This window comes from Nocardia pseudovaccinii NBRC 100343 (genome assembly GCF_001613225.1).
In the GTDB taxonomy this organism is placed as follows: domain Bacteria; phylum Actinomycetota; class Actinomycetes; order Mycobacteriales; family Mycobacteriaceae; genus Nocardia; species Nocardia pseudovaccinii.
Map to the genome: position 1 here is coordinate 53582 of NZ_BDBY01000096.1, position 14309 is coordinate 67890.

General features: G+C 66.5%; 7 protein-coding genes. All 7 read right to left on the reverse strand.

Annotated elements, in window-relative coordinates; genetic code table 11:
- Nucleotide 1: 1 nt before the first annotated feature.
- Genes NP3_RS10565 through NP3_RS10595 form a run of 7 tightly spaced genes read right to left on the reverse strand, consistent with a single transcriptional unit; the run spans nucleotide 2 to nucleotide 14308 of the window.
- The gene (locus NP3_RS10565; RefSeq protein ID WP_063040168.1) at nucleotides 2–1324 is read right to left on the reverse strand and encodes an aminotransferase class I/II-fold pyridoxal phosphate-dependent enzyme; all 1323 of its coding nucleotides are present in this window, start codon (nucleotides 1322–1324) and stop codon (nucleotides 2–4) included.
- The gene (locus tag NP3_RS10570; protein ID WP_063040170.1) at nucleotides 1321–4044 is read right to left on the reverse strand and encodes a PEP/pyruvate-binding domain-containing protein; all 2724 of its coding nucleotides are present in this window, start codon (nucleotides 4042–4044) and stop codon (nucleotides 1321–1323) included. The genes NP3_RS10565 and NP3_RS10570 overlap by 4 nt, the downstream gene beginning before the upstream one ends.
- Entirely contained in the window at nucleotides 4041–5444 is a 1404-nt protein-coding gene (locus NP3_RS10575) for a cytochrome P450 (protein ID WP_063040172.1), read from the reverse strand. Before NP3_RS10575 ends, NP3_RS10570 begins: the two co-directional genes overlap by 4 nt.
- A complete protein-coding gene (locus NP3_RS10580) occupies nucleotides 5441–7156 on the reverse strand; it encodes a fatty acyl-AMP ligase (RefSeq protein WP_063040174.1) in 1716 nt (571 codons plus the stop codon). The genes NP3_RS10575 and NP3_RS10580 overlap by 4 nt, the downstream gene beginning before the upstream one ends.
- Nucleotides 7153–7407: an acyl carrier protein gene (locus NP3_RS46615; RefSeq protein ID WP_063040176.1), complete on the reverse strand. Its 255-nt coding sequence runs from the start codon at nucleotides 7405–7407 to the stop codon at nucleotides 7153–7155. Before NP3_RS46615 ends, NP3_RS10580 begins: the two co-directional genes overlap by 4 nt.
- The gene (locus tag NP3_RS49025) at nucleotides 7404–8243 is read right to left on the reverse strand and encodes a nucleoside/nucleotide kinase family protein (protein ID WP_063040178.1); all 840 of its coding nucleotides are present in this window, start codon (nucleotides 8241–8243) and stop codon (nucleotides 7404–7406) included. Before NP3_RS49025 ends, NP3_RS46615 begins: the two co-directional genes overlap by 4 nt.
- Nucleotides 8240–14308, reverse strand: a complete 6069-nt coding sequence (locus NP3_RS10595) for an aminotransferase class III-fold pyridoxal phosphate-dependent enzyme (protein ID WP_063040180.1) — start codon at nucleotides 14306–14308, stop codon at nucleotides 8240–8242. Before NP3_RS10595 ends, NP3_RS49025 begins: the two co-directional genes overlap by 4 nt.
- Nucleotide 14309: the final 1 nt, after the last annotated feature.

The following is a 14309-nucleotide window of genomic DNA, read 5'->3' on the forward strand; positions in this document are numbered from 1 at the left end:
ATCAGCGGATCCCTTCTTCGGTCGGACCGATTTGCTCGGGATGGAAGGCGAAGCGGCGGGCCACGGCCGAAATCTTCGCCAGCGCGAAATCCAGCTGGTCGCGACTGAGCGTGGCCATCATGCTGACCCGCAGCCGCTGCTGTTCGCGTGGGACGGCCGGGAATTCGACGCCGTTGACGAACACGCCCTCGGCGTGCAGCGCCGCGACAACCTCGGCGACGGCGAGGCGCTGCGGCACCAAGATCGGGATGATCGCGGTCTGCGGATCGACCGCGAAGCCCATTCGACGCAGTTCGCGCACGAAGTAGTCGACATTGTCGTGCAATTGGCGGATCCGCTCCGGATGCTCATCGATGAAATCGATGGCGGCGAGTACCGAGGCGACGACCGCCGGGGCCAGCGAGGCCGAGAACATGTACGAGCGCGCGAAGAACCGCAGCGTGTCCACCAGATCCTTCGACCCGGCCACGAAACCGCCGGTGGTGGCGAACACCTTCGAGAAGGTGCCCATGTACAGCTCGACCGATCCGGCCCCCATGCCGAAATGTTCGGCAGTGCCGTGGCCGTGCGCGCCGAGCACACCGGTACCGTGCGCGTCGTCGATGGTCAGCCAGGCTCCGAAGGAATCGCACAGCGCCCGAATCTCCGGCAGCGGCGCGATATCGCCGTCCATCGAATACACGCCCTCGACGGCGACCACGATATTCGCGCCTGGATTGCGCCAGCGGATCTGCATGAGCCGGTGCCGTAGATGCCGAAGATCGTTGTGCTCGAAGGCCATCGAGCGGACCCGGCCGAGTTGGATGCCGTCATAGAGGCTGGCATGGCTCTGCTCGTCGTAGAGCAGGATGTCGCCCTTGCGCAGCAGACCGGTCACCCAGCCCACATTGGCGGCGTAGCCGGAGGAGAACACCAGCGCGGATTCGCAGCCCTTGGTCTCGGCGAGGCGTTCCTCCAGCCGCCGGTGCACCGAAGTGGTGCCGTTCAGCAGTGGCGGTCCGCCATGGCCGACACCGAATTCGCGCACGGCCCGGACGGCGGCTTCGACGATCTCCGGTTCGTTGCCGAGGCCGAGGTAGTTGTTCGACCCCAACATGATCAGTTCGCGGACCGCGTCGCCGCCGGGATCGCGGACCTGTACGACCGGACCCGCGGGCCCGGTGATCTCACGGAGGACGAATCCGGTGCCGCGTGCGTTCGCGACATAGGGCCGGAATTCCTCGAAGCGCTGTTCGAAGGTGTGCGCGGCGGGATCCAGGTAATGCTCGAGGCTGAAGTTCTCGCCGTGCGCGGTCTCGTGCGGTGCGGCTGCGGTGGATGTCATGAGCTGTGTTCCTGAACGATGGTTGCGGTTCCGGCCTTGCCGTCGAGAATCAGCACATCCCCGCTGGCGACCAGCCGGGTGACGCCCGCAACGCCGACGACGGTGGGAATGCCGAGTTCACGGCCGATAATGGCGGTATGGGAGAGCGGGCTGCCCTTCTCGCTGACCAATCCACCGGCGGCCACCATCAGGAAGACCCAACCGGGATCGGTACTGGCTGCGACGAGGATCTGACCGTCGACCACCACATCCGGTTCCGGAGTGGCCAACACCAGTGCCGGAGCTTCGACTCGGCCCGGCGCGCAACCGATTCCGTGTAGCACACTGCCGGAATCGCCGTTGGGAGCCGGATGGTCGAAGCCCGGATCGTTGAAACCGACGGCCGCGATTCCAGCCGTGACGATCCGCGACGGCAGTTGCTCGACGCGCCACCGCTCGTGATCGCTCTTACGTCTGACGACCGTCCGCGCCGCATCGGTATCGACAGCGGTCCCCCGGGTAAGGGCCGCGATCTCCTCGTAGGTGAGCCAGAAGATATCGCGCGGATCCTCGAGCAGTCCAGCCGCGTGCATCTGCCTGCCGTATTCCCGGAATACCCGTTTGACCAGGCCGAAGGAACGGCTGCGACCCAGCCGCATATTCTCGCGCTGTTTCACATGCTCGCGCGCCCGCCCGAGTGCGAACCGGAACGCCAACCGTTGCGGAAGCTTTCCACGGAACAGCCTCGCCGCGGTGCGCTCCGCGTCGCGGCGGATCTGCTTTTCGCGCGCCGCCATGTCGTCGATGTTCTGACCGCCACGCAGGTAGTTGCGCAGCATAGGAACCAGTCGCTCCGGATGCTCGCCCAGCGGATCGGTTTCCAGCTTCAGCTCGTCCACGGTACGGTCGCCGAACAGGGCGATATGGCGCAGGCATGCACCGCGGAAATCGGCGAATTCGGGCTGTGCCAGGGCTTTCCACACTTCGTGCGGTTCCAGTGGCCCCTCGAACAGCTCACGCAGCGCGGCATCCGCCCGGACCGTCGCGGTCAGCGCGAGCGCCGAGCGGACCGGGTCGACACTGTCGACACCTTCTTCGCCGCAGAACAATTCATTGCGCAAAGTGATGGCGGATGGCTCGGTGAGGCCTTCGCGTTCCAGCAGCAGACCCACGACGTGGAACATCTGCTGGGCCAGAAAGTCATTGAAGATCTGCACCGCGTAGGCGGGGACGAGTTCGTGCAGGCAGCGTTCCATCCATTCGAGTAGTGCTTCCGGATCCCGTTCCCGCTCCGGTGTTTCCGGGTCGAGCCGGTGGTCCAGATCGACGGTGAAGGCCTGGAGTTCGGCGAAGAACGCGCGCAGCCGCCGCGGTAGCCGCAGCCAGCCAACGGTGATGATGGCAGCGATACGCAAGCGCAGCAGATACATCTTCGCCCGCGCCAGCCCCTGTTTCGGCGCGGCCGGGCGCTGGTAGCGATTCTCGATATTGAGTGCCGCCTCCCAGCCTTCGATGGCGAACTCCATACCCGGGATCTGCAGGAACAGCCGGTACCAGTTGCTGATGTTGTAGTAGATGCGCCCGTGCGCGGTACCGACCAAATAGGGGTACAGGCTCGCGGCATTGCGGTCGACGATGGCGTCGGTTGCGCCGAAATCCTTGTGACAGGCCCGGAACACCTGCTCATAGGCGTTCCGCAGGATCGAAAAGGTCAGCGGGCTGGAAAGACCGGGATAGGACTCGGCGACGTTCACATTGTCGAAAATGGTTTCGCGGGCACCGGTCGCGGTGATCGGGCGGGCCTGGAGCAGGTACAGCGCGCCCTCGGCGTCATAGGCCCATTCGACATCCTGTGGCGCGTCGAAGGTATCGGCCAATCCCGTTGCGGTATCGACGAGTTCGACTACCTGTGCGTCGGTGAGTGCCTGGCCGGTTACGGCGGTGATCTGCTCGATGACGGTGCCGGAACCATCGGCCGCAACCGCGACCCGGCTCTGCTTCTCGGCCACCGAACGGGAAACGATCGTGCGCGCGGCGGCATCGACGAAGTAGGTATCGCACTCCACGGTTCCGGCGACGACACCTTCGCCCAGGCCGAGGGCCGCCGAGACGACGGCCTCGCCCGGGTCGCCGGTCTGCGGGTTGCAGCTGAAGGCGACACCGGAGACCGCACTGTCGATCAGCACCTGGACCAGGACGGCACAGTCGATCTCGGTATTGTCCAGTCCACGATGTCCTCGGTAGAAAAGTGACCGCTCCGAGTAGGCCGAGGCGAGCACTTCCAGCACCGCCGCCGATACGTCCGCCGGGGCGACATTCAGCAGGGTATCGAGTTGGCCCGCGAAGGAGTCCGTCGCCGAATCCTCGCCGCTCACCGAGGAACGCACAGCCAGGCGAACACCGGATTGTGCTGTGCGCTCGGCGATTTCGCGAATCTCCGCGCTCAGCTCGGTGTTGATATCCGCTGGGATCGGCTGAGCACGGATAACCGTGCGGATCTCCCCCGACACCGCCCGCAACGACGCCGGATCGGAGTGATCGAGCGAATCCAGCGCGTCGGCGATGGATCCGCGGATCGGTTCGAGGATGCGCGCACACGCGGCGGCACTCAGCACCACGAACGGTGGCACCCGATATCCGGCCGCTACGAGCCTACCGAGATTCGCGGCCTTGGCGCCCACTTGCGGCGCCATCGTCGCATCGGCGGCGAGTGCGGTATCGCTGACGGTTGTTCCGTTCATTGCGCGGCCTCCTGCATGGTCGTCGCCGACGGCACCGCGGACCCACGCCGGGTGAGCCGCACGAGTACCGGATCGGGGGTATTGGAGATCTCCGGGTTCTCCCGCACCCGCATCCCGTTGACGAGTTCGATGTCGTAGCGCGCCAACAGCATTGCGATGCCCACCCGCACCTCCATCAGCGCCATGTGCTGGCCGACGCACAGATGCGCGCCCCAGCCGAACGGGAAGTAGCGGTACGGCGGGCGCGCCTTGGTCTGCTCCTTGGTGAACCGCTCCGGATCGAACGTCAGTGGTGAATCCCAGAATTCGGGGAAGCGATGGTTCACGAACGGGCTGATCACCACGATCGCGCCCGGTTGCAGATCGAAGCGGTCGAAAGAGTCCGGTTCGACGGCGGTGCGGCTGAATGCCCACGCGGGTGGGTGCAGACGCATGGCCTCGTCGATCGCGCGCCCGGTCAGCTCCAGTGCGGGCAGGGCCCGGTCGAGACCATCGGTCAGCGCGAGTGCGATGTCGATCTCGTCGCGTACCCGCGCGAGCACGGCCGGGTTGTGGGCCAGTTCGTAGATGGTCCACGCCATCGCGCCGCCGGTGGTCTCGTGTCCGGCCAGCAGGAAGGTGAGCACCTCGTGACGCAGTTGCGCGTCATCCATGGCGTGCCCGGCATCATCGCGGGCCGCGAGCAATCGGGCCAGCAGGGACGTCGCTTCGGCATCGGCGTCTCGATGACGCTGGATGACGCTGTCCACCACGCGATGTAGTCGTTCGCGAACCCCCTGGAAGCGGCGATTGGCCGGGGTCGGCACATTCGGCGGGACTTGGATGGGCGCGGCCATATGCCGCATCACCCACGAAACACCCTCGCGCACATCGTCTTCGATCTGGGGCAGGACACCGTCGATATCGGAGCCCATGACCGCGCGGCACACCACATCGGCCGCGAAACCCATCACCTCGGGAACCAGGTCGAAGGCCGTGCCCGTCGCGGCGTAGGCATCGAGGCGATCGAGCATCCGCTGTCCGCATTCGACCATGAGCGGAATCTCGGTGTCGACGTGACGGCGGGAGAATGCGGGTTTGATCAAGGCGCGCTGACGTTTCCAGAGTTCGCCGCCGCTGGTCAGGAGTCCGGGGCCGAGCAAGTAGTTCAGGCTCTGATAGCTGATCCCCTTCTCGTACTTGGCCGCATCGGTGACCAGCACCTGATTGATGTGCTCCGGGTCGACGAGCAGATGCATCTGCTGATGCACCAGCCGCAGCCGGACGCTCCCGCCATGAGCGACGGCCTGCTCGTAGAACAGCGCGAGCGGGTCGGCGCGGTAATCCGGATACGCACCCAGTGGATGTCGCAGCGCAGGACCGCCGAGCCTGCGGCCGTGGAACTTCGGCTGCACACTCATGCCGCGCCTCCGGCACCGACCAGATCGTCCTGGGCCAGGAAAAGCCGCCTGGCCTCGGCGCGCTGCACCTTGCCGCTGGTGGTCTTCGGAATGCTGCGCGGCGGCACCACCCGGACCCCGGCGGGCAGCACACCGGTGCGCTTGCTCACCGCGACCCGCACCGCTCGGCGCAACGCATCGTGTTCGGTCGCCTCCGCACCGGATTCGACAATGAGATGCAGTTCCTCCGAGAGCCCTCGGGTATCGGCATGACCGACGGCCGCGACACCACCGAGGCGCACACCCGCGACTTCCTGTGCGGCGAGCTCGAAATCGGTGGGCAGGTAGTTCGCGCCGCGGATGATGATCAGGTCCTTATGCCTGCCGGTGATGCGCAGCCTGCCGTCGCGCAGGTAGCCGATATCGCCGGTGTCCCACCAGCCGTCCCGAGTGGCGGCCGCGGTCTCTTCGGGCAGCCGGAAGTAACCGATGGTCATCGATGGGCCGCGGAATTGGATGCGGCCGACCACGTCCGAACCGCACACCGCGCCGTCCTCGTCGACGATGCGTACCTCGGTACCGGGCAGCGGTGCGCCGCAGTCGACGATGTGCATCACATCGAGGTCGCCTTCCGGAATGTCCAGGGCCACACCATTTTCGGTGAGCGCCCGGCGCGACACCGAGTCGTAGGCGATCGGCGCGTGCGGGCGATTCACGGTGACCGCGAGGGATGCCTCGGCCATGCCGTAGCAGGGCACCAACGCATCCTTCGGCAGTCCCCAGGCCGCGAACCGGTCGACGAAACTCTGCACGGTCGGCGGATGGATCGGCTCCGCGCCGCAGAACAGGAACCGCCAGCTCGACAGATCGATGCCGTCGAGTTCGGCGTCGGTAACCCGGGCGGCAGCGTATCCGTATGCGAAATTCGGTGCCGCCGTGAATGTTCCGCGATACCGGCTGACCGTACGCAGCCAATCCCCCGGACTGCGCAGGAATCGGCTCGGCGGCATGAGCACCGCGTCGATGCCACGGAATACCGGCGTCAGGAATCCGCCGATCAGCCCCATATCGTGGTGCAGCGGCAGCCAGCCGACCCAGGTGTCGCCCGCGCCCATCGCGGCAGCCTGTGCGATCTGTTCGCAGTTGGCGGCCAGATTCGCGTGGGTGATCTGCACACCTTTCGGTGTTCCCGTCGAACCGGAGGTCGCCTGGATGAATGCCAGATCTCCCGGTTCGGGAAGTCTGGGCGCCAGCGTCGGCGCGTCCGGCGAACAGGCCCAGGCGTGCAGCACATCGCCATCGATGGCGGCCACGGTGTCCGGCAGTGCTCCCCCTGCGAGCACCGACCGCGTCGCGACGACCGCCGCGGGTTCCAGATAGCCGAGCAGCCGAGTGAATTTGTCGCGGAAGATATCCGCCGAACCGAACCCGCCCGGCGTCGCCACCGCGGTCGGCACCGCGCCGAGTACCAGCGCACCGAAGAACGCCGTGACGAACTCCGGAGAGGTGGGCAGACACAGCATCACCCGATCTCCCGGCTCGACCCCCTCCGCGGCCAGCGCGGCCGCGGTGCGTCCCGCAGCGGCCGCGAGATCGTCGTGTCGCCAGGCGATTTCACCATCGGCATCGCCGCGCTCCGGAACGAAAATCGTGGACGGTGCCGATGCACCACGCTCGGCGTCGGCCAGTAGCGCATGCACGATCGTCGGATGCTGGGGAACCAATTCAGTCACTGCTCACCCCGCACGTACCGCACGATCTCGCCGACCGTATTCAACTGTGCCGCAGCGTCTTCCGGTATGACGATGCCGAATGACTGCTCCAGCTGAATGGTCAGCTCGATCGCGGTCGGCGAATCCAGTCCGTAGTCGATCAATTGCGCGGACGCGTCGATCTCGTCCGCCGAAACCCACAGCACCTCACCGACAATGGCGCGCACCCGCGCCTCGATCTCGGTCGCCGGGGTACCTGCCTGTGTACTCACCCGAGTAACTTCCCTTCCGTCACGCAGGCGCGGACCGACTCCTCGAGATCGACGCCGTCGCCGGTATCGATGCGGTGGAATCCCACTTCGGGGAAGGCCGCCGCGAGGGTGTCGCGCACCTGTAGATATCCGTCACGCAGGGCTGCGAGCCGCTCTGCTGTTTCATGGGCCTCCTTCGGCCCGCTCCCCGAACGTTCCGCACACCGTGCCGCGGCCTGTTCCGGCGGTGCGTCCAGCCAGAGCACCGCGTCGGGCAGTGTCGTGCGAAAGCGGTCGGCGAAGCCGGGGACGGATTCGGTCACATCCCGGCGCACCAGATCCGCGATCTCCGACAGCAGCTCCCAGATATCCGGGGAACTGCCCAGACGCGTGGATTCCGACCGTTGCCAAGCGAGGATGTCGTCGAAGGTGCCCGGACGGTGGCGCTCCAGCACGGCCGCGATCTCCTCGGCGCGATCGTGACCGTTCCATTCCGGGCGGGCCAGCGCGACATACAACGGGCCGTACACCAGCAATTCGATCAGCGGATGCCGTTCGAATACCAGCACATCCGGTGACCAGGTGCTCAGGAAGTGCCGCTCCACCGGACCGAACAGCGTCATCTGCAGATACATCGCGGTGGCCTTCATTTCCAGGCTGCCGATTCCATCGCATCCGACGCTGAATGCCTTGAGCTGCTGGGATAGGTCCGTCAGCGGCACATTGCGGGTGTTGTGGAAGTCCGGGCAGGTCATCGAGGCGAAAGAACCAGTGCCCGGCGCCAATTCGCGCAGCCGTGCCATGACCGAGGACTTGCCCGCACCGTCGATGCCGACAATCGCGACGCGACGGGTCACCGGTCGTCCTCCCGCAGTTGGGCGAGCACAGCCTTCGTGATGTCGGCTGGTGTGTCGGTGCCGTCCAAGCGGATCCAGCCGAACTCCTCCGACAGAGCCTCCAGCGCATCGTGACTGCGCCGCTGGAAGGCCAGGAAGGTCTCCTCGTCGCCGTAGCCGCTCTCGTAGTCGCTGCGCAACTGCTTGCGCCCCAACGCATCCTGCGGACTGACGGCTAGGTAGAAGGTGCGATCGGGTTCCGGGAAACCCGAAGCCAGCTTGCGCAGCACCGCCGGATCGCCGCCGTGTGCGACCTCGGTGGCGAAGTATTTGTACCAGTATGCATTTGCCAGCAGGATGTCCGGGCCGCGTTCGGCGGCGAGGTCGAAGGACAGCTGCATGGCGTGGAACAGGAAGTGCGCGCGACTCAGCGGGGACAGCAGTTTCAGGTAGCCGTAGATCTCGGACGGACTGCGCCACGGCAGCTTCGAGGAGACCTTCGGATCCAGGAATGCGTCCCAAATGGTCACGGCGGCAACGCTTTGGCCCTGCGCCTCGAATTCCGCGGCGATGCGGGCCACCTGGGTGGTCTTACCCGATCCGTCGGCACCGGCGATGCAGATCAGGCGTTTGCGTGCGGTCAGTGGTTCATCCGTTCTGGCGGCCGCCGGGCTTGGGTGCTCCGGGGGCGGTTGCTTGGGTTCGGCGGGGCGCAATGGCACTGCAGGTTTCGGCAAGGCGGGCTCATCCGGCTCACTGATCGGCAGCTCGTCGGGGACCCGCCGCTTGTCGGGGACCGGGCGCTCGTCAGGGACCAGGCACTCCTCAGGGACCAGGCACTCCTCAGGGACCAGGCGCAGACGTTCCCGCGACCGCTCGGGATCTGCGACGACATCGAGTCCGTGCCTGTTGCCGGAACCGGACGGCGACGCAACCGGCTCGGACGAGACCGCGTTCTCCAGCACGCTGATGACACCCGCCCCGCCATCGACCCGGATCCGCTGACCCGAGCGGACCGCGGTCGTCGCACCCGCGACATTCAGCACCGCCGGTATGCCGTATTCGCGTCCGATGACGGCCGCGTGCGAGAGCATCCCGCCCACCTCGGTCACCACGGCGGAAACCAGCCCGAGCGCGGGCGTCCACCCTGGATCGGTGAATCGAGTCACGAGGATGTCGCCCTCGCGCAGCTGGTCGATGTCGGCCAGTGAAGTGATCACCCGAGCGGTGCCCTCCGCAATACCTGGACTGCAACCCAGCCCGGTCAGATCGCCGTCGCCGATCTCGCGAACCGCGCCCACGGTGACACCACCACCCAGCTCATGCGGTGGCACCAGATCCCGGTAGCCCGCGTAAACCGCACGGCGATAAGCGATCTGCGGTGCGAGCGTCGAGATATCCACCCGCCCGGCCGCGAGATCACACAGCTCGTGGATCGACAACTGGAACACATCATCGGCCTGCTCGAGCGTGCCCGCCGCAGCCAGGCGCACCCCGGCCTCCACGACATACGCGCGCACAATGGCATAGCACTGCGAGGAAAACTCCCGCATGCGTTCGCGCGCAACGAGGTACCGGCGCATCCGCTCGATCTGCTTATCCAATGCCTTGGCGTGTTTCACCCGCGCCAGCGGCTTGGCCCGCACCCGCACGCGCACCGCGGCGAGTTCGTTTTCGTAGCGTTTGCGCTGATCCACCAGCGTCACATCGGGATCCGCGGGCGCGGTGCCGTGTTCGAGCATGACCGCGATCATCGAGCGCACCCGCTCGGGCGCCTCCGACCAGCGCGGGCTGGTGAGATCCAGTTCCGCGTCGGCGTGGAATCCTTGCTCGTCGAGGAAGGCATCGAGTGCCTTCGTCCATTCGGAACTGTCCAGGCCGTGATCGCCTGCCACCCGGTGCAATTCGACGATGCCGCGCTGCAGCTGCATATGGCTGATATCGGCGAGCCCGCCCATCAGATCGATGGCCGAGGTCGTCCCGTCGGTCGCGGCGTCCACCTTGTCGAGCAGTTGCTTGAAGTCGGTCTGGACGCTGGAGTTGTTATAGATGGTGGTGAAGTAGGTGCGCTCGGTGGCGGCGTGGAAGGTGAGCAGGCAGTCCGCCAGATCCGCGACGAAGGTGGCCTCATCGGTGTGCGGCAGTTCGCGTACACGCTCGCGCCACACCGCGTATTTCGCGGGCCACTGCGCCGCGAACGCATCGACCGCCGCCAGTTGATCCTGGTAGCTCTTCTGCACGGCCAGCGCCGCGGGCAGCGCCCTGGCAATGGTCTTCGCATTCGTCGGGGTGCGATGCGGACCGTCGGACCCGTAGTCGTTGAGCACACCGAGGTCGTCGTCGAAATGCTGCTCGTCGAAGCCGGGAATGCGGAAGAAGCACTTCTTCACCGCGCTGACATTCCAGTAGGCGCGGCCGTAGTACATGGCCATCCAGTCCGGTTCCGCGCCGGGTTCGGTGAGCTTCAACCGTTCGAAGAACCGCTGCATCGAGTACTGGAAGGCGTTGTCGTACAACGAGAACATCATCGGCGTGCAGACCCGCGCCGAGACGCCGCCGTCACGCAGATCCGCGTCGGAGAACTGGTCGATATCGGTGCGCCAGCTGATCGCGGTAATGGCCCGCGCCTGTAGCAGCCACAGTTTCCCGTCGCCATCGATGGCCCATTCGATGTCCTGCGGGCGGTGCCGGTGCGCTTGCACTGCCAGCATGAGGGCGGCGAGTTCGGCTGTGGCGGTGGCATTCAGCTCGACATCCTCATCGCCCGCATCCCGCTCGACCACGGTGCCGTCGAACAGTCGCAGCGTGTACCTCGTCGGTGTGACATGTCCGGAGACGAGCCGTTCGCCAAGTCCCCGGCAGGCTTCGACGACGGCGTGGTCCTCGATGCCGGTGAGCGCGTCGAGGCTGAAACCGACACCGGCACAACGCGCATCGACCATGCGCTGCACCAGAACGGCGACCGATGCACCGGCTTCTTGATAGCCGCGCCGGGCCAGGTAGGTGCGAACTCGCTCGTTGTACACCGATTCTCGGCACTGCTCGATACGTTCGCGCAAGGCCGCGACATCGGTGATATCGAGGTAGGACTCGTACTGACCGGCAAAACTCGCGTCGTCGAGGTCTTCGAGCACACCACTCGAACGCGCGGCGACCGGGAAGCCGCCCAGCGCCCGTACCCAGCCGGTCAGATCCTCGTCGGACATCTCGGCCAGGTCGAGATCGGCCGTTACGACGAATCCGGGCGGCACCTCGAATCCGGCCACGATCAATTCGTGCAGGGTGCCCGCCTTGCCACCGGCGCGGTCCGCCGCGAAATCGGCCGCGCCGAGGAACATCGGGGCAGGGGTTGCTGCGGTGGGAGATTCGAACACGATTGGAGCTCCTGTCGGAAGCAGAACCGGGCGCACGTCGTGACGAGCGGCCAGATCGCGGGCGGCGCGCACGCCTGCCGCGGTCAGGCCGCCGTAGGACGGACTCGCCGTGCGCGGTTCGAAACCGAGCAGAACGGTTTCGGCCATACACGCGTAGACGACCCCGGCGGGCAGCCCGGTTTCGGGAAACGGGGGTGTCTGGCCGAGCGGCAACGCCATGCGCCCACCCGAGACCAGGGTGATATTCGGTTGCTGGGACACCGCGGGATCCACATCGCCGGGGACCGCGAGATCGACCACGAGCACCGGATGGTCGTCGGCCAGCACGTCGGCGGTGATCACTGGCACTGCCGAATTCGTGGCGGTGAGGACGATGCGACAGGTACGCAGGGCGGTCAGATCCTCACTGACCGTCACCGCACCGGGCAGGCCCGCGGCCACCCGCTCGAGCCGGGACGCCGAGCCGGTGCGCCCGACCAGCGCAACCGAATCCGCGAGCGGTGCAAGCAGTTCCGCCATCACCGCACCGATATTTCCGAGCGCCCCCAGGATGCCGATCCGGCGATGGCCCGGTTCGAGGCGGGCGAGTTCGGTACGAACCACCTCGTAGGCGCAGGCCGCGGTGAGCGAATTGCCGGAGGTCACCTTGACGGTGTCCTCCACGACATCGCGCGAGGCATCGGTGACGATGGACGTGTACCCGCCGAGCCCGATTACGCTGGCGCCCAAAGCGATCGCCTGCTCCACCGCCTCCAGCACCAGATCGCGCAGCCAGGCGCGATGTCCGGCGCGCTGGCATTCGATGATCTGCTCGGCCGAAATCGGCACCGCGATCAGGCATACCTCGACCGTGGCGCCGGTCGGCGACGTGACGAGCTGTCTGGTCAGTTCGAAGGGTTCGGCCACCCCGCGCAGCCGTTCGAACAGTGCGGCGAATTGGCCGTCGGACCATTCGGCCAGCTCCGGTGCGAATCTGCGCAGATCCGCGGCATCGGGCAGATTTGCCAGGAATACCACCCTGGTCGGGGCATTCCAATCGCGGGCGACCTCATGGGTGCGCCGCCGCGATGGTGATCGGCGTTCCGGCACCGGCCAATTCGTGGTGACCGGCGCGGCCAAGTGCGCGAGCAGCCGGACGTAGTCGCCGCGGTGCAGCAGTGCGGCGAGATCGTCGAGCGCCGCCGTCAGTCGGTCCAGGTCCGCGTCGGCGAGGAAGGCCGAGGGCTGGATGCGCAGTGTGGTCGGCGCGGAAAGCGTTGGCAGCATCCGGATCCGGTGGACGTGCAGCAGATACCCCGCCACCACGTATCCGAACAGCTCCGGATCGCATATTTCGCGCAGCAGCGCGGATGCCGGTTCCGGTGGCGATAGTTCGATACCCTGCAGCAGCCCGCGGCCCCGTACGGCGAGGATCTCCTTGGGCCACCGCCGTGCCACCGCGTCGAGCCGGGAACGCAGCCGCGCACCGGTATCGCAGATGCGGAGCTGGTTGTCCCGCAGCAGGTCCAGTGCGGCGTCGGCGACCGCGCAGGACAGATCGTCATCGGCGAATGTCGAGGTGTGGTAGCGGCCGAAGTCGGCGATCGAGCGTTGCCGGTCCACCAGCAGGGCCGAGATCTTCACCAGCCCGCCGCCCAGCGATTTCGAGAGCAGGTAGTAGTCCGCGCTCACCTGCGACGGCGATGAGGCCAGGAAGGTTCCGGTACGGCCCATGCCCGACTGGATCTCGTCGAATACCAGGGCCGCCGTGTGCCGATCGGCCAACTCCCGCAACGCCCGCAGAGTCGCGGCCGGAACATCGCGGACCCCGCCCTCACCTTGGATCGGCTCGGCGAATACCGCGGCGATCGGCGAAATCCTGGTCCATGACCGCACCGGCCGACCCATGCCGTCTAAGGTGATCCTGCATACCCGACGCAGTTCATCGGCGAACGCATTCGTCACCGCGTCCGGTTCCCAGGTGTCGAGCCTGCGCCGCTCCGGACCGGGCACCACCAAGTCCGCGGGCGTGTCGGCGTGCTCGGTCAGGGCGAACGCGCCGACGGTCTTGCCGTGGAAGGCGCCGGTCAGCGAGACGAAAACCGGTCCGCGCCGCCGCAATTCGTCGATCTCGCGCAGCGATTCGGTGAGCATCTCCGCGACCGAGCCGCTGTCGTCGTCGGAACCGTTGTCGCCCATGGCAATCGGCCGGACATCGTGCAGGCCGTCGCGTCGAACCCGGCGCAGGGTGCGCCGCAGTTCGGTCTCGAGATCGCCGAGGGCGCGGGCGTGCGCCACCGCCGCGTGCCGGACCGCCGCCTCCACCGCATCGGCGCCGGTGGACCCGAACGTCACCACGTACTCACGACCGCTCCCGGCGGCCACCGCTTCGGAAAGCCTTCGAGCGAGTCGCGCGGCCGCGGGCCGGACACTGCCCTGGGAGACGAACGGCGTCTGCTGATTCAGCCGAGCCGTCGCCACCCGCACCAGCGCCGGATGGTTGTGCCCGAACAGCGCCGCACCGAAACCGCCGACAAGATCCAATACCCGGCTGCCATCCGGCCGGATCAGATAGTCACTTTCGGCACCCGCATACACGACATCCAGGTGGCACGCCCGTAGCAGCCGAGCCAGTCCTGGACGGTTGTGCCGGGCGAAATCATCGAATAATTCGTCTTCGGAAACAATGGCGGAGGAATTTATTTGTTCCGAAAACAGAACACCTGCCGACACG

Bases quoted from the DNA above. Each gene is read 5' to 3' on its own strand.
- NP3_RS10575 (WP_063040172.1), bottom strand. From the start codon at position 5,444: ATGAGTGTGCAGCCGAAGTTCCACGGCCGCAGGCTCGGCGGTCCTGCG.
- NP3_RS10570 (WP_063040170.1), bottom strand. From the start codon at position 4,044: ATGAACGGAACAACCGTCAGCGATACCGCACTCGCCGCCGATGCGACG.
- NP3_RS10565 (WP_063040168.1), bottom strand. From the start codon at position 1,324: ATGACATCCACCGCAGCCGCACCGCACGAGACCGCGCACGGCGAGAAC.